Origin of the sequence: Hymenobacter sp. AT01-02 (assembly GCF_000961955.2) — a bacterium.
In the GTDB taxonomy this organism is placed as follows: domain Bacteria; phylum Bacteroidota; class Bacteroidia; order Cytophagales; family Hymenobacteraceae; genus Hymenobacter; species Hymenobacter mucosus.
The window spans coordinates 25317-43480 of record NZ_JZIR02000055.1; the positions used below are offsets into that span (position 1 = coordinate 25317).

Consider the following 18164-nt stretch of genomic DNA (forward strand, 5'->3'; position numbering starts at 1 on the left):
TAGTTGATATTTATTCGTGAGTGCACTAAACTCAGATGCGTAGCACAGGATAACGGGCTTGCACCAGCATGTATACGCCGTAGGCCATAAGCCCGAGGGCTACTACGGCCAACACGCCGGGACCCATAGTAGCCAGCAGGTCAAATGCTTCGTCGGTAGTGCCAACAGCTTGAGCGCTCGACTGGCGACCTGCCTGCACAAAGAAGTAACCAATAATACCCATTACAATGCCCCGGGCCGTGTAGCCTACCTGACCAGTGCGGTACACAATATTTTGCTGGTTAGCAGGCAGGCCACTGGCATTCACATGCTTATGAAACTTGCCGGAGTACGCCCGGTAAATCTGGTAGAGGCCCGTTCCGATGATGGCAAGGCCCACAGCCATGATAATCCATTCGCCAGCGGGCCAGCTTAAAATGGTGGCGGTAAGCGTTTGCTGGCCGTTCGAGCTAGAATCGGCTGAGCCTTTCCAGGCAAGCTGAGCGGCGTACCAAGCAAGGCTGGCGTATAGCAAGCCACTAGCAGCGTAGCCAATGCGCCGGCCCAGGCCTTTGGCATCGGAGCCTTTATTCTCGGTGTCGAGCGTGGCTTGCGTGAAGCGCCACACAATGTAGCCCAGCAAGCCAAAAGCAATGAGGCCCAAGAGCACAGGTCCGCCAGGCAAATCTTGCAGCGTTTGTACGGCTTGTTTCTTGTCGGCGGTTTGGCCGCCGCGCTGGCCGGTGGCCGCTAGGAGAGCCAATAGCCCAATAAGCAGGTATACCACGCCCTTGGCAGCAAAGCCAAAGCGAGCCAGTGTTCTGATACCCGAGGAGGGTGAAGACGGGACGGCGGAGAGTAATGTATCGGAGGCAGACATAGAGCAGGATGGTTAGGGAGACAGTTTTTACCCCATACGCAAAACCAAGCTCTAATAGTTGTTCTGCCTCGGCTGGAAAGCATGCTACTCCACTCCGGCACTGCCCGCTTGCACATACTCTCGCTGCACAACAGCAACGCAACTAACCGCACACCACGTAACACTACCTCGTTTAGATCCTTATGCCGCTACTTGCTTTATAGCCGCTGAGTCTAATTAGCTGGTCCGTTAGGCAACGTAGGCCCCCCCAACAACCAACTGTCGTGGGAGCTCAGGAGTAGGTTTGGTTGGTACACCTCTGCGCCCAGGTCTAGGAGGTACCGGTTGGCCGGTAAGTCCAGCGTTAGGATAGGCTTGTTCTGCGCAAGAGGATTGGCCAGCAGTTGCTCCAAGTTGCCGTTGGGTGTCACGTAGGGAACAAAGAAATCGTCGGCCAGATCGGCGAGCAGCAGATTCCGAATAGCCACCGTTTCCTTAGTTACAATGGCTACGTTGGTTTCGAAGGGAGACAGAAAAAGTAGCTGGCCGGTAGTAAGCTCCCGCTCATACTCAAACGCCAAGCCCGATTGAATACCTCTGCCTAGCGCGTACGCAATAGGATGGTTGCCATCTTGGCGTAAGTAGCGCAGCACGGTTTGCTCTAGCTTCGAGTGAAACCCGGAAAGCACGCAGTGCCTATTCATGCGCTGTTCCATGGCCCATAAGTATGTGGCGCGCTCAATAGCAGCGGGGTACTCGCGCGAGCAAAAAAAGGCTGTTTTGGGTAACTCTAGTACTGCCTGGTTCCCAAGGGTCCGTAGCTCATCAACTGAGATAGGCATAGTAAGCGGGCAAGGATTCTATTTTAGGTAGCATGAACCAACAAAAACAGGTTCCGCGTAGCTCCTAAAATGCGTCTGGAAGGCAAAAAAAGGCCCCGCACAGAATAAGTGCGAGGCCTCTCTACTTAGGTTCTCTTAGAAAGTGCGGTGGAACCAGGCTTTGATGTCGTCAATAGTTTCGCCGGTCTTGTGCTGAAGACGGCCGAACCACTCATCCTGCTGACCTTCTTCGTAGGTCAGGTCATCGTCGGTTAGGTTGCCCCATTTCTGCTTGGCTTGGCCTTTCACTTCGTTCCAGTTGCCGCGGGCACGCAGTTCGGTAGAGTCGTTGATGTTATTGTTGTTGGCATCCATACTAGTAGGGTGTTTAGGTGGGAGGACGCCAGAGTATACGGTTGAGCTAAGGGTAAGGTTAGTGATGAGTAAATAAGATAAACAGCGCCAAGCTGTGGACATTGCTCACCAGCACGAACCCCGTTACTACGAGTACTTATGCCCGAGCCAAAGCCAGAATTTTCTTTCTGCTGGTTGTATAAGGAATTACTTTTGAGGTAAATAGAAGGGTAGGCATGGCGCCCTTAGTTAGTATAGCGCTAGTAGCCTGTTGGGGAGTAAGAGGGAGTGAAGCGTTTGCTGATGCAGCTATAACCAGGCTCCCAACGCGAAGCCCAGGTGAGTAGATGGCCAATGGAAAAAGCGCCGCAGTAGCTTCCGTCAGTACCAGCGAATCATCTAGCAAGCTGCGAAGCGGTTCGTCATCGGTCCAGATGCAACTGCTGTCGGGTGCGACCGGTGCTGAAGGAGTGTAGAAGCTAGGGCTTCCGCTGGCCGCCGTGTATTCGTTCCATTGCTCATGCCGCGGCTTTTGGGCAAAGCCGGTCAGGTGCATACTAAGGAGTACTAGTAGACTGCATGAAAGACGGTATAGCATCATAAAGTAGGAAAGGAAGGATAAACAATGTTACTACTAGCTATACAAGCATCAGAAAGAAAACTTGAATAATTCAGACTTTTTAAATCCTATGTAAATATGCATAACTAGCTGTTCGTTAGACTGTAATGAGGCTTTGCATTAGGCTTAAGGAGTATAAGCGAATATGTAGTTTATTCTCTATTATTGAGTGCCTGTTCACTTTATCGCAATGGATGATTTACGTACTACTCTAAGCACCTTTACCCCCGACGACCGAAAGGAATTTGGTCGGTTTATTCAGCGGCAGCGGCGTAAGCAAAAAGGGCGGATGGACTCCCACCTCTACGAGCTATTGCTGCATCAGAAAGAATATACAACGGAGGAGCTACTGGCGCGTCTATACCCCGAGGAGCCCAATGCCGTGGCGTACTACGCCTTGCGCAAGCGCCTCATGCGTCATCTAACGGATTACCTACTCCTCCGCCAGCGGCAGCAAGATCCTACGGCGGCTTCCTCGGTGCGAGGACTTCTCACCTTAGCCCAATACCTATTCGAGGCAGGTATCCCTCGCTTGGCGTGGTCTACCTTACGCAAGGCCGAAAAGCTAGCTTGCCAGAACGAGCAGTACGAGCTCCTGAATACGGTATATAACCTGCAAATAACCCAGGCTGGCAGCAAATACGCCGACGACCTGAACGATATTATTCGGCGCCGCCATCTCAATAAGAAAGCAGCCGATGAGGAAGAACGTGCCAACATCGCCGATAGCCTAATTCGTCAGCGCCTGCGGGCGGCGCGCGTGAAAGGGCGAGCAGGCGAGTCGTTTGACGGCATATTGCAGGAAGTTCTGCGCGAGTATGATTTGCAGGAAGCCTTTGCCCGACGGCCGGCTCTGCTCTACCGGCTCATGTCCATTGCCCGCTCGGCTATGCTAGTGCGCCGCGACTTCTTATCGTTTGCTCCCTTTGTGATGCGGTGCTATCATCTAATGGAAAAGCGCCATGGTTTTCTGCCTGCTCATCGCGAAGCACAAACTGGGCTCCTGTATATGATAGCGCACGCCCTGTACCGTACCCGTCGCTTCCGCGAATCGGTGGAGTACGTGGAGCGGTTGCGAATACTCCTGGAAGATGGCCCGCGCACTTTGGCAGCTGCCATGCGGCCCCGCTACACCTTTTTGCTGGCGGCAAATTACGCCTTCCTGCGCCGGAACGCCGAGAGTATTCGGTTGCTGGAGGAAGTATTGCGCACACCTCTTTCCCCCCGCGACCAGCTCACGGCCCGCCTAGGTTGGGCTTTCACTATTTCGCCGAAGGCCAGTTTCAGAAAGCTAACCAGGCCGTTATTGCCATTGGCCGCTCCGACCACTGGTGCGAGCAGGAAATGGGCGTAGAATGGGTTGTAAACCGCAACATGGGCGAGATGCTGATTCAACTGGAGTTGGGCAACCCTGATCTGGCTCTAAACCGCTTGCGGGCAATTGAGCGGCTGATGCGCGAGCGGTTCGGGGCCGATGGTGGCGGGTATGCTACGGTGCTGTGCTATTTAGGCCTGGTAAAGGAAATTCTGGATGACCCAACCGTGGTGCAGAACGCCGACTTTGTGCAGCGCGCTACCAGCTTGCCTTCCTTCGTCTCTTTGGAACAAGAAGACTTGCAGGCACTCAGTTTCTATGGCTGGCTGCACGCGCGCATTGAAGGACGCCCCTACTACGAGGTGCTGGTGCAGCTAGCCGGTGCCACCGAAATAGTGCCCGAACTCAGCTTGTGAAGCCCCACGCTCTGGTTAGAAACTATGGGGGTTAGTACCCCCTTATGCCAGCCAAGGCCAGCTATGAGTGAGGAGGCACAGGGCAAAAAACAACAATGCCCGCCACTGAAACCAGGGCGGGCATTGCGACTATACCACGGTGCCGTCCGGCGTCGGCGTGGTGTTAGTTTTTCTCTGCAGCGTTGATTTCGGCCTTAGCGTCGCCAGCAGCTTCTTCGGTAGCAGCAGCAGCGTTGGAGGCAGCGGCTTTGGTCTCAGCAGCAGCTTCGTCAGCGGCAGCTTCAGTTTTATCGGCTACTTTCTCAGCCGAGTTTTCAATGGCCTCGCCAGCGTTGTTCACTTCAGCTTCAGCAGCGTCGCCGGTGTGCTCAGCAGCAGCTTCGGCGTTGGTAGCAGCAGCATCTGCATTTTCTTTGCCCTCTTGCGTGCAAGAAGCAACAGAGAACGTAACGGCAGCAGCAACAAGCAGGGACTTGAAAATGGATTTCATGGGAAAAATACTAAGATGGGTGAGGGAATAGTAGCGTAAGCGCGACACTACCTGTCGCACGGTGATTAATAATGCGGTGATTAGAAAGTAACCCATCTTTGCAAAAGATTTTCTGCTGAGCTGTTCTTCACAACGGGGAGGGTAGTTCAGCCGTAGCTCGGGCTTAGAAGCGGGCCGGCTACTAGGCCCCGGCCACAATGCAAATTCAAACGTGAGGTATTCAGTGCAGCGTTCTTTTTCCCGCCGAGTACAGGGCACTTTGGTAGTTGCATGCGTGGTGTTGAGCAGCTTACGAGCACACGCGCAGGCAAACGATGGATTCCAACGCCGCGACGGCTCGATGTACGTATTGCGCAACGGACAAGCGCGGCCTATGCTGCGCGATGTGCATTTGCCCAATGGACGCACCGTCACGCGCGACGGCTTTGTGGTGGAGCGCGATGGCCGGCGTACGGAACTAGCGGAGGGCCGAGGCTGTACCTTGCTGGGACAGCCGGTGGCCGTAATTACGCGTTCTAATGGCCGCCTGAGCTTGGCCGCCCCTATGGCATCGGCTCCAGTAGCGGTGCCTGCGGAGCCAGCCCTCCTGCAAGCGCAACGCTGGAGGAATGGGAAAGAGCGCGGCCACGGTAAAGGCAAAAAAGCCGGTAAGCACAAAAAGAATAAGCACGGTGATGATGACGACGAAGACTAGCCGCTACGTAACCGTAGAAGCGAATTAGTTTTTCAGTTCTTCGCCTTCCCGGTTAATGTAGAAGCCGCGCCCATTCTGCCGTACCCAGGCCCGCTCCTGCGGATCGAAGTCGGTGGCTTGCGAATAGCGGCCAAAGGGAGCGGTGCCTGCAGTAGTATCGGCTAAGTACTCTTCAGAAACGAAGGTAAAGGCGCCCTTGGTTTTCACTCGTGCTAGGCCCTTGTCAAAGGAATAAGCTTCCTGAAAGGTGGGTGGTGGTGTGGTCGGTGCATCGGGGCCCGTGATGTAAAACCACCCCCGGTAATCGAGTACAGCAGCATGCTTGTTGGCAAAGTCGCGGGCGCTGTAGAAATACGCTCCAAATTCCTCACCATCCATATTCAGAAAGGTGTAGAACTTGCCAATGCGGGCCCGCGCGTAGCCATCAGAGTAAGGAAACAGCGCGTCGTAAGCGGGTGCTACCACCTCCTGGCCTTCATCATCAATGAAGCCAAAAACCTTGTTTTGTTCTACTACAGCACGGCCGCCCTGAAACTCCCCAATGCTGGCGTAGCGAGCTGGTACCAGAGTGTCGCCGCTGGCGGTAAGTAGGCCCTGAAGGCCGCCTTGACGGAAGGGCACGGGAGCAGGGGTGTCGCTACAGCGCACTACCGCTACTGCTAGCAGCAGAGCAGCGCCGGCTGCTGCATAGGCAACATTGCGGGGCTGGTGACGGAGCTGGGTGACGTGCGGCGTGGCCCAAGCAGCAAATCGTTGAAGAACGGTGCGGCCCTTACTGACGCCAGCCAGCACCTGCTTGCGCGCCTCTTGCGACCAACCAGCCGAAGATGGGTAAGAAGTAGTAGCTGATGGTGAAGGGCCAGCGGGGGCCGGCGCAGGGCTACCTAAGGAGGTGGGGGGCTGCGCCGGCGGGGTCCCGTGTACTGGTGCAGGGCTGGGCGCAGGCCCTATAAGGGGAGCCGCGGCAAACCGTTGTAGCAAATTTTCAAGCTGCTGAATTTTGGTACCGAGCTCCTGATTGCGGTTTTCCAGCTCCGCCCGATACGCCTGAATAGAGGATTCTAGCGCGGCCTTCTCTTGCTTCTCCTGGGCTAGTTGCTCTTGCAGCGTAGAGGACGTGTTGGGCGATATGGGAGCTGCCGCTAGCTGGTGCTGCAACTGACTAATGCGCTGCTCTCGTTCTTCTTCCCGGGCCTCCATGGCACGTAGCTGTTGGCTTAGGTCGACCTGCAGGGTAGCGCGCAGTTCTTCCAGCCGCGCTTTTTCTTGGCTGCGAGCCACCACATCTACCTCGTACCCGGAGTCGGCCCGGTCCAGTTCATCTACATCTTCGGCACCTAGCCACCGCCAGAGTCGGCCGGCTTTGCTGCGTAGCAAGTCGGTTGCACTGGGAGCATAGACGGTAGCTGGCGCCACGGCCGGGGCGAGCGGCTGGTCGTCAACTGGTAGCCCTACCTCGGCGGCTAAGTGCCGTACATCGGCCGCTGTTAGGTCAATTTCTGGGGAGGCCAACTGGGCTAGGCGGCGCGTAAAACGGGCGGGGTTGGGCAGCAAGTGAAAAAGCGAGGCCGTAGGCACAGAACTCATGCGCTCCTCTACCTCCGGCCCAAAGCGTACAGGCTCGGCAAACAGCACCAGCCCGCTAATGAATTGCAGGTTAGCTGCATCGGCTGGCAAGCGCGGAGCAAGCCACGCCGCTACTGCTTCGCGCTGCTCCCGAAATTGCTGAAAAGGGTTGTCGGCTTCTGCATTGCCAGCCAGCGGTACGTCATCAAGCTGCCAGCTACCGTAGCGCAAGTCAGGAATGTGTAGTAGCCCTCCGTGAGGTACAAACAGTAGCAGGGTAATGCTACGCAGCCGTACGACTACGGCATCGGCAGTGGTGCCAGGAGAAAGAGGAAAGTTTCCTAGTAGCAGGGTGTCGGACGCGCTAGAATCAACCGCTAAGGCGGCTGCTACCGCGTCAAACTGGTGTTGGCGGATAGGGTCAGCAAAAGGATCGGCTTGGTAGGTGTGCAGCATAGGAGTGGCAACGGCCCCGCAAGTTTTCGGCCAGTGATGCGTAAGCAGGATGCAGAAACACCCAGCGCAACAAGCCCAACTTTTCCGGAGCCGGGTAAGTATAGCCCTTTACGCTCTTTCAACCATTTGTTTTTGCTTTTCTACTATATGGATTCTACTGCCTCCACCCCCCAGACCCCAGCCACGCCTACCATACCGCTAGATGTAACGGATCAGCAAAACTCTGCGCTGCTCGAAGACACGCTGAACTTGCTGAACGCTGGAGCCCCCGATAAAGCCAACGACCAGGGCCTGGTTGAAATAGACCGTTGGACGGAAGTACTCCGTGCGTCAGAACGCCCAGGGCTGGCCAAGATAATCCAGGAGTTGACTAGCCTGCGGGAGCAACTGACGGCTTCTGATACGCAAGTGCATGACATTGCCGAAACCCTTGCTACACTGGGCGCTGAGACGTCTAAAGTAGCGGATGAAACTTCCGATGGCTATAGCGGCCCACTGGCCCAGCTCGGAAAGCTGCTCATCAAACTGGGGTCTACCTTATCACGCTAAACATGTGGTAGCATACCCTCTAAAACCCCGCCTGGTACCAGGCGGGGTTTTGTGTGTTCTGGCAGTGCGTAGAAAACATATTGGCCGGCCATAGGTAATGTGTTGCTGTTCGGTGGGCGTAGTTGACCTACCCACCCGCGGCCAGCATTTCCTACCTTTGCCCCTCTTTTTTTAGTTGCTATGTCTGAGTTCCAGCCTTTGCCCGCCCTCACCCTCTACGATCCTTTTGATGGCATGCGCTTTAGCTACCAACACTGTTTTCTGTGTGGTATGCCAACCAGGCCGCCCCAAGATACCGTGCCGGTGTTTGCCGACTGGCTAATGACACGCTACCACTTGCACGAGCGGCAAGTGAAGCTGTTGGATATGAGCATTGTGCAGTATCAAGACCTGCGCATCGCCTGCTGTGAGCACTGCCGCACGCATCATGTAGAACCCCTAGAAGCACACGTAGCCGCCGCTGCCGACCGTGGCATCACTGGCCTGCGTGGGTTAGACGACCAAACTATGTTCTTGTGGTTGGGGAAGATGTTCTATGGCATTCTGGTTACGGAGCTACTGACCGAACTCGACCCATTGGCCCGGCCGCAATACCCTCTGGCTGAAAACGCGCAATTGTTCCGGCGCTTTCAGGCTTTCTTCCAACCGTTTCAGGCGCTGCGCGTGCCCATGGAATACGAGGACTTCGTACCTGGGTCGTTGTTCATCCTTGAGGCTGAGGCCCAGGAGGATACCATTCCGTTTGAGTATGACGATGATTTAGGTACGCTTACGTTTAGCATCAAGCTAGATAACACTGTGATAATAGCCTGCTTAGCCGACAATGGTATTATTCGGCAGGCTATGCGCAGAGTGTATCAGGATGCTTACCGCCCCCTGCACCCAGTGCAGATTGCGGAGTTTAAGGCGCGGGTGTACTACGCCGCGTACTTGCTGAATGTGGTGCCCAACTATTTCCCCCGCCTGGTAAAACCCGGCGACCAGGAACTAGTGATGGATGCACTAATTGATGATGTTACCGGCGACATTTTCAATCCATGGGAAAACAACACCTACGGACAGTCGTTGCTGGAAATGTGGAAACGGTGGCAAATTCCGCTGGAAGAAATCTTACGTAATCCAGCTGAGCCACTTACGTTTCTGTATGATGCCGACGGGCAGCCCCGTGTACTGCACAACTACCCAGAAAATTCCTGAGGAAAAGAAAGGAATTACCGGCCTAGCTAGCTTGCCAAGAAAGCTCAGGGGTAGTTTCGGAAGGGTATTTGGTAAGCTTGATACCTGACCAGCGGCCTTCAAAGCCACTTTTCTTTTTGCATTCCCGCTCGCTCACGAGTACGTCCACGCAGTGGCGGTGGCGGCGGTTCATGGTATCATGAATGATGTATACGCCATCTAGGGCGTCGGAAATACCGCGTACTTGCACCTTCTCACCGTAGTGAAATGGGCCGCCCCACTTGCTGAGCAAGTCGCGGGAGACGGCAAGCCAACGGGTTTTGCTGGAGTGCCGCTTAGGAATCCGGGAACCGTCGGCGGTTTCCATTGGATCTGCATCTGTCTGGCCAACTTCGGGCCAGTAGGTAGTAGCCGTAACGGTGTACGACAAGGACGAGGGAGCCTTTAGAACAGGCTGCACCGGCACCGCTACGGGAACCGGACGAGGGGGCAGACTAACTGTCAGGAGCGGTGGCGTAGCACGGGGATAGAGACAGCACGGGGAGGGAAGAAGAATGTCAGTAGGAATAACGCAATGGACATGACGCTTGGGTTCGTGGACTCTCACTTTCGCCCGGAGAGCTTGGACGGCCGGCCCGACTCGGCTGCTGGGAAAAGCATGTCTGCCAGATAAGCAGAAATAGGCTTCGGTATCTATGGTAAGCGGCAATTCAGCCGAAAACAGTCAGGTTAAGTGCTAAATAGCGTGGTAAAATAGATAATTAGAATAATAGATTGTACTTATAAAATGATGTGCTTTTGAAGGGCTCAAAGGTAAGACTAATTTTTTTATTGAGTCGGCAGCCATCCAAGAGGGCTGTACTAGGCCGCTATAAGGGTAAACGTGGATATTAAGCAGGTTAAAGAGCCGCAAGTACGTAGGTCACCAAGGATAGGTTACAGGGTATTAGCATCCCCAACCGTGCTTTCAACCCGGCCGTAGAGAAAAAAGTGCGGACCATAATAGTCTGCCTTTTTGACTTGTTTTTGTTCTTTTACTAACCCCTCGCCACCATATGGCCTCCGTTTTTTCCTCCTTTGTATCCCGTACCTCTTGGGGTGCTACGGTAGTGGTAAGTGCTTTTTTAGGCGCTTGCTCTGCTCCCGATAAGCCTGCTGATTCAACTGCGTCTAATGGAAGTACTACCTCCGATTCTACTGGTGCTGCTGCTCCTACTGCCCCAGCCAACTCGCCGTTGCAGGTAGTTGCTCAGTTTCGAGAGCCGCAAATTGTTGGGGTAGCAGTGTTACCCGACGGGCGCGTATTCGGGGATTTTCCACGCTGGGATAATAATCCCGTCAATCCCGTAGCCGAAATCAAGCCTGATGGCTCGGTGAAAGGATATCCTGATGCCAACTGGTGCATCTGGAACGAGACGGTTCGCAACGAGCCCCAGAAACATTGGATCTGCCCGCAAAGCGTATATGCCGATAAAACGGGGATGCTATGGGTACTTGACCCGGCTTCACCGGGCCTAAAAGCCACAGTGCCTGGCGGGCCCAAATTGGTAAAGATTGACCCCAAGACCAATAAGGTAGTGCAGAACATCGGCTTCCCTGAAAGCGTGGCCCCCCGGAAGTCTTACTTGAATGATGTGCGTATTGACACGCAAAATAATTACGCGTACATCACTGAATCGGGGGTAGGTAGCCTAGTTGTGGTTGATTTGAAGTCTGGCAAGGCGCGCAAGCTGTTAAATATGCACACTTCCATGCTTGCTGATACTACGCTGAATGTTAAAGCCGATGGTCACGAGCTAATTGACCCCAGTGGCAACAAAGCTAAGTTCAACGCCGATGGTATTGCCCTAAGCCAAGACATGCAATACTTGTATTGGAAGCCACTAACTAGTTACAAACTGTACCGCATAAAGACGGAGGCACTACGTAACCCGGCTCTATCGGACGCCCAGTTGGCTCAGCAGATTGAGGATTTGGGCAAGGTCCCCGCCTGTGACGGCATGGAGATAGATGCGGCCAACAATCTGTACATGACCACCTTTGAGGATCATTCGATTAAGCGCCGGACCCCTGACGGCAAAATAGAGACAGTAGTGCAGGACCCCCGCTTGGAGTGGCCGGATACATTTGCCTTCTCATCTGATGGAGGCACCTTGTACGTAACCAATTCTGCCATCCATAAAACGCCAACCTGGAATAAAGGAATCGGTAAGCAGGATCAACCCTACCACATCTTTAAAATGGCCTTAGCCAAATAGAAAGGCCCAAATCTTATAAAAAGCCGTTCCTCTTATGAGGGGCGGCTTTTCTTTTTATTTAATAGATTGTCCACCCTTAAGTATGGTTTCAAGCTAGATGGAATTATAGAACTGATACTTAGGTTTATTTGAACATGCGAATATCAGTTTTCGCTTTCTAATCAGCCTATTTACATTTGCCCTGACACCACCAGCTCCCACCGCATGGACGCTTACTCTTACATCGCCAATGCACACGGCGAATACATTGACCAGCTCTACCAATCCTACAAGACTGATCCGCAGTCGGTAGATGTAAGCTGGCAGAAGTTCTTCGAAGGCTTCGACTTCGCGCAGCAGTATCCCGAAGGGGGTATCCCTCAGGCCGATGGCGCTGGCGTATTGACTACGCCCGCCAGCACGAATGGTGCTCCCCAGGTACGCGCCGTAGATACGGTATCGGCTGACAAGGAAACGCAGGTTCGCAACCTGATTCACGCCTACCGGAGCCGCGGCCACCTAGTGGCGCGCACCAACCCCGTGCGTGAGCGCAAAGACCGCAAGGCTCGGCTGAACCTGGCTGATTTTGGCTTGAGTGATGCAGACCTCGATACTCGTTTCAAGAATGGTGAAGTAATCGGTCTTGGCACCGATGCCACTTTGCGCGATATTGTTGCGGCCCTGCAAAAGATCTACACGCGCACCATCGGGTTCGAGTACATGTACATCCGCGACCCGCAGGTGCTCGACTGGTTCCGCGAGAAAGTAGAGAAGGATTCGTTGAGCTTCAACCCCGGTATAGAATACAAGAAGCGGATTCTCGGTAAGCTCAACGAGGCCGTTGTGTTCGAAAACTTCCTGCACACCAAATTCCTCGGCCAGAAGCGCTTCTCACTGGAAGGCGGCGAAACCACTATTCCCGCGCTTGATGCTATCATCAATAAGGGTGCTGAGCTGGGGGTAGAGGAAGTAATGATTGGAATGGCTCACCGCGGCCGTCTAAACGTGCTAGCCAACATCATGGGCAAGACGTACGAGCAGATCTTCTCGGAATTCGAGGGTACTGCCGTGCCAGACCTGACCATGGGCGACGGCGACGTGAAGTACCACATGGGCTACAGCAGCCAAGTGGATGCCAGCGGGCGGAGCGTAAACTTAAAGCTGGCTCCCAACCCTTCCCACTTAGAAGCGGTGAACCCAGTAGTAGAAGGTTTTGTGCGCGCCAAGCTAGACCATGGCTACGGCAACGACTATAATAAGGTGCTTCCCATTCTGATTCACGGCGATGCTGCTGTGGCAGGCCAGGGCATCGGCTACGAGGTAACGCAGATGTCGCAGCTGGAAGGCTACAAGACTGGCGGCACCGTGCACTTCGTGATTAACAACCAGGTAGGCTTTACCACTGACTTCGAAGACGCCCGTTCTTCTATCTACAGCACCGACCTGGCCAAGATTATTGATGCACCGGTAGTACACGTAAACGGTGACGACCCCGAAGCCGTGGTGTTTGCCGTACAACTGGCTACCGAGTACCGCCAGCAGTTCCACGCCGACATCTTTATTGATATGGTGTGCTACCGCCGTCACGGTCATAATGAATCGGACGAGCCGAAGTTCACCCAGCCTACTCTCTATAACATCATCAGCAAGCACCAAAACCCCCGGGAGGTGTACAACGCAATGCTGGTAGAGCGCGGTGACGTAGATAAAGAGCTGGCTAATCAGATGGACCGCGAATTCCGCGACCTGCTGCAAGCCCGCTTGGATATGGTGAAGCAGAAGCCACTTCCCTACAACTACCAAGCGCTAGAAAACGAGTGGCGCAGCCTGCGCCGCAGCAAGCCCGAGGATTTCGACCAGTCGCCCGTCACTGGCATCAGCGAGGAGATAGTGCACAAAGTAGGGCAAGCCCTGACCACTTTGCCCGAAGGCTTCAAGCCAATCAAGCAGATTGATAATCTGTTGAAGGAGCGCAAGAAGATGTTCTTCGAGACGCGCACCCTAAACTGGGCCGCCGGCGAGCTGCTGGCCTATGGTTCGTTGCTGGCCGAAAACCACATCGTACGCCTGAGCGGGCAGGATGTGCAGCGCGGTACATTCTCGCACCGCCACGCCGTACTGCATGATGCCGAAACGTCGGCTCCCTACAACTCGCTGAACTTCATGGAAGGCGAGCATGAGCAGTTGTGCATCTACAACTCGCTGCTGAGTGAGTATGGTGTGCTGGGCTTCGAGTTCGGGTACGCCATGGCAAACCCCACAGCTCTTGTCATCTGGGAAGCCCAGTTTGGTGACTTCGCCAACGGTGCCCAGACCATGATTGACCAGTTCATCGTGTCGTCGGAGAGCAAGTGGCAGCGCATGAACGGCCTGGTGATGCTACTACCTCACGGCTATGAAGGCCAAGGTCCGGAGCACTCCAACGCCCGCCCCGAACGTTTCCTACAGCTAGCGGCTGAAAACAACATCATCGTGGCAAACATGACCACGCCGGCTAACTTCTTCCACGCCCTGCGCCGTCAGCTGACTTGGGAGTTTCGTAAGCCTCTGGTTGTAATGTCGCCCAAGTCGATGCTGCGTCACCCGCTATGCGTGTCGCCGGTAGAGGAGTTCACGTCGGGCAACTTCCGGGAAGTGCTGGGCGACGTGTACGTGGAGGACAAGCAAGTAAAACGAGTGTTGCTGTGCTCGGGCAAAGTGTACTTCGACCTGTTGGAAGAACAGCAGAAGTCGGAGCGCAAGGACGTTGCCATTGTTCGCCTAGAGCAGTTGCACCCTTTCCCCAAGAAGCAACTGGACGCCGAGCTAGCGAAGTATCCGAAGGCCAAAGTGTACTGGGTACAAGAGGAGCCCGAGAACATGGGCTACTGGAACTACCTGTTGCGCTTCATGCGTCGCGAGTTGGAAGATGTGATTTCGCGTAAGCCATCGGCCTCGCCCGCAACTGGCTACAATAAGGTGCACGTGAAGGAGCAGAAAGAGCTAGTTGCTCGCGCCTTTGACAAGCCTCGCGAAGCCGTTGCCGACGAAACCATTAAGGAGACGGCCGCCACAGCGCAAAAAGCTGACTAACCAGTATGTCCCCTACTATGTGGCCAAAACCTGCGTAGTAGGGGATACCGCTGAGTTTACGTATCAATAGTCGTTCAGGAGTGTGAGCTGCCTAGCTTGCGCTACCACCCACCGAAACCCTTCAACACTCCCACCATGGGTCTGGAAATCAAAATCCCCGCCGTCGGCGAGTCTATCACCGAAGTTACCATTGCCAAATGGCTTAAAGCCGACGGTGACACCGTGAAGCGCGACGAAGTAATTGCCGAGTTAGAATCTGATAAAGCAACCTTTGAGCTACCGGCTGAAGCTGACGGTGTGCTGAAAATTCGCGTTGCCGAAGGCGAAACCATTGGTATCGGTACTGCTATTGCCGAAATCGATGGTGCTGGTGCTCCCGCTGCTGCTGTACCAGCCGCACCGGCTGCTAGCGCCCCCGCTACCCCGAGCGCCGACCCTGTATCGCAGGGCGAGCAAAATCCCCAAGCCAGCAACCAGAGCGGGTATGGTGGCTCGCAAGCTGGCTCGGCTGATACCCCAACTGCGGCTGCTTCTGCTAGTGCGGGCGGTGGCGCCACGGTAGAAATGAAAATTCCAGCCGTAGGCGAGTCTATCACAGAAGTGACGGTAGCTAAGTGGTTGAAAGAAGACGGCGCCCAAGTGCAGCGCGACGAAATCATTGCTGAGTTGGAGTCCGATAAGGCTACGTTTGAGTTGCCTGCCGAAGGTACTGGCACGCTCCGTCATGCCGCGGCAGAAGGCGAAACTATTGGCATCGGAGCTACCATTGCTCGTATTGAAGGGGGTAGTGGTGCTGCGGCTCCCGCGGCCCCTGCTGCTTCGGCCACAACTCCAGCTGCTCCGGCTCCTGCCGCTTCGGCAGCAGGTAGTGCTACCAGCTACGCTACCGGTACTCCCTCGCCCGCCGCTGGTAAAATTCTGGGCGAAAAAGGCATCAACCCTGCCGATGTGCAAGGTTCGGGTCGGGATGGCCGCATTACCAAAGAAGATGCTCAGAATGCCCAGGCTCGTCCGGCTGCTCCAGCTCCGGCCGCCGCTCCCGCTAAGGCTCCGGCCGCCCCAGCAGCTGCTCCCGCTGCCAGCGGCAACCGCAATGTGCGTCGCGAGCGGATGAGCAACCTGCGCAAGACGGTATCGCGCCGCTTGGTGGCAGTGAAAAATGAGACGGCCATGCTCACTACCTTCAACGAGGTGAACATGCAGCCCATCATGGACCTGCGCAACAAGTTCAAAGACAAGTTTAAGGAGAAGCACAGCGTAGGCCTCGGCTTCATGTCGTTCTTCACCAAGCCGTATGCGTGGCCCTGAAAGAGTGGCCGGCCGTGAATGCTCAAATTGATGGCACCGACATCGTGTACAATGACTTCTGCGACATCAGCATTGCCGTATCGGCTCCGAAAGGACTGGTAGTGCCGGTAATTCGCAACGCGGAGGAGTTGTCGTTCGATGGTATCGAGAAGGAGATTCAGCGCTTAGCTGGTCTTGCCCGCGACAACAAGCTCACGATTGAGCAGATGACCGGTGGTACGTTCACTATTACCAACGGTGGCGTATTCGGCTCCATGATGAGCACTCCCATCATCAACGCCCCACAATCGGCTATTCTGGGCATGCACAACATTGTGCAGCGCCCCATTGCTGAAAACGGCAGGTAGTGATTCGCCCCATGATGTACTTGGCCCTGAGCTACGACCACCGCATCATCGACGGCCGCGAGTCGGTATCGTTCTTGGTGCGCGTGAAAGAGTTACTCGAAGATCCAACTCGTCTGTTGCTCGGCGTATAATTATTGGGTAGTACACCCACAAGCACAATTTGCCGCTCTTCTGCTTGCTACTCGCAAGAGAGGAGCGGCAAATTGTGCTTGTGGCCTGGTACGCCTAGATAGCGGTGAGCCGCTTAAAACAGCTTGAAGTCTGAAGGGTAGAAAAATAAAGAGGCCCTTGGCAGTATGCCAAGGGCCTCTTTAGGAGTAGGGTGGATGGGAGAGAGCGGGAATAGGGAAGGGAGGGATGATATTAGTCTACGGGTAGTTCGCGGGAGCGAGTGATGCTTAGGCGGGTAACGAGCTGCTTAGCCAGTTGTTTAGCTTGCTCGGCCTTGGAGCCGGCAAAGTGCTCTTCTACCGTTGAAGAAAACAGGTCGAGCCAGTGCTGAACATGCGGGCCGCTACGGGGAAGGGCCAGCTGCTCAGGCAGGGCATCGCCTTCGGTAGAGCCTTGACCCAGGAGGGTGGTGCTCCAATAGCGGTATTGAGTAGTCAGGTAATGGGGCCAATGAATACGTGCCGCCGCTCCAAAGCTGGCACCCAGCAGGGTGTCCTTGGTAGCCTTAGAGCATAGCGTATCTACCAAAGTCTTAATGTCGCCTTCGGTGCGAATGTCGGGTAGAGTAAGAGACGTTTTCATAGGGGATTAGTAAGATTGTGGGCTACCTGATACGTAGCGAATTTACGCAGGTTGCATGGACTTCGCTATATAAATATAAAACTTTTTTTATAAATTGTTGCATAGGTTTCATCAATCCAGCACCAGTTATAGTAGCGACAATGGATTGCGAGCCTGCCCCACTCGGTACTCGAAAATAGTAGCCAGATTACCAGCCTTATAAATAGCTTCATCGGCTTTGGCGCCGCTAAAATGGGCATCTACGGTTTCAACAAACAGTGTGAGCCAGTGCCGGAAATGCTGTCCTTCTACAGGTAGCGCCAAGTGCTTAGGAAACGGGCGGCCCCGATAACGACTAGTCCCGAACAGTAGGCTGCTCCAGAAGTCGTACATAGTAGCAAGGTGGCGAGGCCAGTTGTCTTGTACCACTGCTTGGAATATGGGGCCGATGAGTTGATCGGTTTGCACACGGCTATAAAAAGCGTCGACCAACTGGCGGATATCCGCCTCAGTTTGAATATCAGGCAAGGTTTCAGACATGAATGGAGAACAAAAAAGAGGTTGCTGACAGGAAATCAGCAGGAGAGGATAAACCAAATGCCCATAGCGTACAGTAGTTTCTGTGTGTGAGCAGCACACCTAGAACAGGGCTAGTACTTGGGTAGTTCTTATGTCTTCGATGGGTCGGCTGGTTGCTGCTTGCCACCGAGTATCACTAGCGCAACTGCTAGCACAATGAGTACTGCTCCGCCAAGCATGCCCCCGTTTAAGGATTCGCCCGCAAAGGCCCAGCCCAACAGCACGGCTACCACTGGATTTACAAAAGCGTAGGTGCCCGCAAGTGCTGGCTCAACTACCCGAAGCAGCCAGATGTAAGCGGTAAAGGCAACAATAGACCCAAACGTAACCAAGTAGGCGTATGCCCCCCACGACTTCGCCGTGACCTGCGCCAGGGCGAAACCGGTAGCCTCGCCGCGCAGCACGCCTACTATCAGCATAACTACCCCGCCACATAGCATCTGCATACCTCCAGATAGGAAAGGGGGGGGCTTGGTTGGCGAGCATGGAATAAAAAGCCAACAGCCCACACGAGTCCGCCGTTAGGCAATCTTATACCGTTGGAAAGAAACGGAAAAAATATTTGAAGCAGGATTCAGGTCTAGCTCAAATAAGT

The 18164-nt window shown here is 54.5% G+C and carries 16 protein-coding genes and 1 pseudogene; 8 read left to right on the forward strand and 9 right to left on the reverse strand.

The genetic code is table 11. The features are described from left to right. Positions 1-31: 31 nt before the first annotated feature. The 3 genes from VI25_RS16080 to VI25_RS16090 form a co-directional block, all read right to left on the reverse strand. Positions 32-859 (reverse strand): DUF1206 domain-containing protein, encoded by an 828-nt coding sequence (locus VI25_RS16080; RefSeq protein WP_072144838.1) that lies wholly within the window; start codon positions 857-859, stop codon positions 32-34. A 212-nt stretch (positions 860-1071) separates the two neighbouring features. After that, a complete protein-coding gene (locus VI25_RS16085; protein ID WP_052695349.1) occupies positions 1072-1680 on the reverse strand; it encodes a hypothetical protein in 609 nt (202 codons plus the stop codon). Positions 1681-1815: 135 nt separating this feature from the next. Then, positions 1816-2034: a CsbD family protein gene (locus tag VI25_RS16090; protein ID WP_045689324.1), complete on the reverse strand. Its 219-nt coding sequence runs from the start codon at positions 2032-2034 to the stop codon at positions 1816-1818. 788 nt (positions 2035-2822) lie between these two features. Here VI25_RS16090 and VI25_RS16100 point away from each other — a divergent pair. Together VI25_RS16100 and VI25_RS27060 are read left to right on the forward strand one after the other, a co-directional pair. Next, a complete protein-coding gene (locus VI25_RS16100; protein WP_236705080.1) occupies positions 2823-3986 on the forward strand; it encodes a hypothetical protein in 1164 nt (387 codons plus the stop codon). Continuing rightward, positions 3977-4363 carry a hypothetical protein gene (locus tag VI25_RS27060; protein WP_236705081.1) on the forward strand — a complete coding sequence of 129 codons (387 nt, stop codon included), beginning with the start codon at positions 3977-3979 and terminating at the stop codon, positions 4361-4363. Before VI25_RS16100 ends, VI25_RS27060 begins: the two co-directional genes overlap by 10 nt. Before the next feature lie 163 nt (positions 4364-4526). Here the strand turns inward: VI25_RS27060 and VI25_RS16105 are convergent, their stop codons facing one another. Further along, on the reverse strand, positions 4527-4853 hold the full coding sequence (locus VI25_RS16105; protein ID WP_082455600.1) for a hypothetical protein: 327 nt from the start codon (positions 4851-4853) through the stop codon (positions 4527-4529). Positions 4854-5076: 223 nt separating this feature from the next. Here VI25_RS16105 and VI25_RS16110 point away from each other — a divergent pair, with 223 nt between their 5' ends. Beyond that, the gene (locus tag VI25_RS16110; protein WP_152981665.1) at positions 5077-5547 is read left to right on the forward strand and encodes a DUF6799 domain-containing protein; all 471 of its coding nucleotides are present in this window, start codon (positions 5077-5079) and stop codon (positions 5545-5547) included. Between the two features lie 24 nt (positions 5548-5571). On the opposite strand, the gene VI25_RS16115 is transcribed toward VI25_RS16110, so the two are convergent. Further along, a complete protein-coding gene (locus VI25_RS16115; RefSeq protein ID WP_045689320.1) occupies positions 5572-7569 on the reverse strand; it encodes a WG repeat-containing protein in 1998 nt (665 codons plus the stop codon). A gap of 147 nt (positions 7570-7716) precedes the next feature. Here VI25_RS16115 and VI25_RS16120 point away from each other — a divergent pair, with 147 nt between their 5' ends. Both VI25_RS16120 and VI25_RS16125 read left to right on the forward strand, forming a co-directional pair. Continuing rightward, positions 7717-8118, forward strand: coding sequence for a hypothetical protein (locus tag VI25_RS16120; protein ID WP_045689319.1), 402 nt, complete (start codon positions 7717-7719; stop codon positions 8116-8118). 180 nt (positions 8119-8298) lie between these two features. Then, positions 8299-9315: a hypothetical protein gene (locus VI25_RS16125; protein ID WP_082455596.1), complete on the forward strand. Its 1017-nt coding sequence runs from the start codon at positions 8299-8301 to the stop codon at positions 9313-9315. Between the two features lie 22 nt (positions 9316-9337). Here VI25_RS16125 and VI25_RS16130 read toward each other — a convergent pair whose 3' ends face one another. Further along, positions 9338-9724 carry a hypothetical protein gene (locus tag VI25_RS16130; protein WP_161806961.1) on the reverse strand — a complete coding sequence of 129 codons (387 nt, stop codon included), beginning with the start codon at positions 9722-9724 and terminating at the stop codon, positions 9338-9340. 625 nt (positions 9725-10349) lie between these two features. On the opposite strand from VI25_RS16130, the gene VI25_RS16135 reads away from it, so the two are divergent. The 3 genes and pseudogenes from VI25_RS16135 (at position 10350) to odhB (ending at position 16389) form a co-directional block, all read left to right on the forward strand. Next, positions 10350-11552 (forward strand): SMP-30/gluconolactonase/LRE family protein, encoded by a 1203-nt coding sequence (locus VI25_RS16135; protein ID WP_052695346.1) that lies wholly within the window; start codon positions 10350-10352, stop codon positions 11550-11552. 204 nt (positions 11553-11756) lie between these two features. Next, a complete protein-coding gene (locus VI25_RS16140; protein ID WP_045689318.1) occupies positions 11757-14603 on the forward strand; it encodes a 2-oxoglutarate dehydrogenase E1 component in 2847 nt (948 codons plus the stop codon). Between the two features lie 135 nt (positions 14604-14738). Beyond that, positions 14739-16389: pseudogene (odhB, locus tag VI25_RS16145) on the forward strand (2-oxoglutarate dehydrogenase complex dihydrolipoyllysine-residue succinyltransferase). A 232-nt stretch (positions 16390-16621) separates the two neighbouring features. Here the strand turns inward: odhB and VI25_RS16150 are convergent. The 3 genes from VI25_RS16150 to VI25_RS16160 all read right to left on the reverse strand — a co-directional run bounded on the left by VI25_RS16150 (position 16622) and on the right by VI25_RS16160 (position 18078). Next, the gene (locus tag VI25_RS16150; protein WP_052695653.1) at positions 16622-17011 is read right to left on the reverse strand and encodes a group III truncated hemoglobin; all 390 of its coding nucleotides are present in this window, start codon (positions 17009-17011) and stop codon (positions 16622-16624) included. 126 nt (positions 17012-17137) lie between these two features. Further along, entirely contained in the window at positions 17138-17530 is a 393-nt protein-coding gene (locus VI25_RS16155; protein WP_045690413.1) for a group III truncated hemoglobin, read from the reverse strand. 128 nt (positions 17531-17658) lie between these two features. Further along, positions 17659-18078, reverse strand: coding sequence for an EamA family transporter (locus VI25_RS16160; RefSeq protein WP_082455598.1), 420 nt, complete (start codon positions 18076-18078; stop codon positions 17659-17661). Positions 18079-18164: the final 86 nt, after the last annotated feature.

Bases quoted from the DNA above. Each gene is read 5' to 3' on its own strand.
- VI25_RS16080 (WP_072144838.1), bottom strand. From the start codon at position 859: ATGTCTGCCTCCGATACATTACTCTCCGCCGTCCCGTCTTCACCCTCC.
- VI25_RS16085 (WP_052695349.1), bottom strand. From the start codon at position 1,680: ATGCCTATCTCAGTTGATGAGCTACGGACCCTTGGGAACCAGGCAGTA.
- VI25_RS16090 (WP_045689324.1), bottom strand. From the start codon at position 2,034: ATGGATGCCAACAACAATAACATCAACGACTCTACCGAACTGCGTGCC.
- VI25_RS16100 (WP_236705080.1), top strand. From the start codon at position 2,823: ATGGATGATTTACGTACTACTCTAAGCACCTTTACCCCCGACGACCGA.
- VI25_RS27060 (WP_236705081.1), top strand. From the start codon at position 3,977: ATGGGCGTAGAATGGGTTGTAAACCGCAACATGGGCGAGATGCTGATT.
- VI25_RS16105 (WP_082455600.1), bottom strand. From the start codon at position 4,853: ATGAAATCCATTTTCAAGTCCCTGCTTGTTGCTGCTGCCGTTACGTTC.
- VI25_RS16115 (WP_045689320.1), bottom strand. From the start codon at position 7,569: ATGCTGCACACCTACCAAGCCGATCCTTTTGCTGACCCTATCCGCCAA.
- VI25_RS16120 (WP_045689319.1), top strand. From the start codon at position 7,717: ATGGATTCTACTGCCTCCACCCCCCAGACCCCAGCCACGCCTACCATA.
- VI25_RS16125 (WP_082455596.1), top strand. From the start codon at position 8,299: ATGTCTGAGTTCCAGCCTTTGCCCGCCCTCACCCTCTACGATCCTTTT.
- VI25_RS16135 (WP_052695346.1), top strand. From the start codon at position 10,350: ATGGCCTCCGTTTTTTCCTCCTTTGTATCCCGTACCTCTTGGGGTGCT.
- VI25_RS16140 (WP_045689318.1), top strand. From the start codon at position 11,757: ATGGACGCTTACTCTTACATCGCCAATGCACACGGCGAATACATTGAC.
- VI25_RS16150 (WP_052695653.1), bottom strand. From the start codon at position 17,011: ATGAAAACGTCTCTTACTCTACCCGACATTCGCACCGAAGGCGACATT.
- VI25_RS16155 (WP_045690413.1), bottom strand. From the start codon at position 17,530: ATGTCTGAAACCTTGCCTGATATTCAAACTGAGGCGGATATCCGCCAG.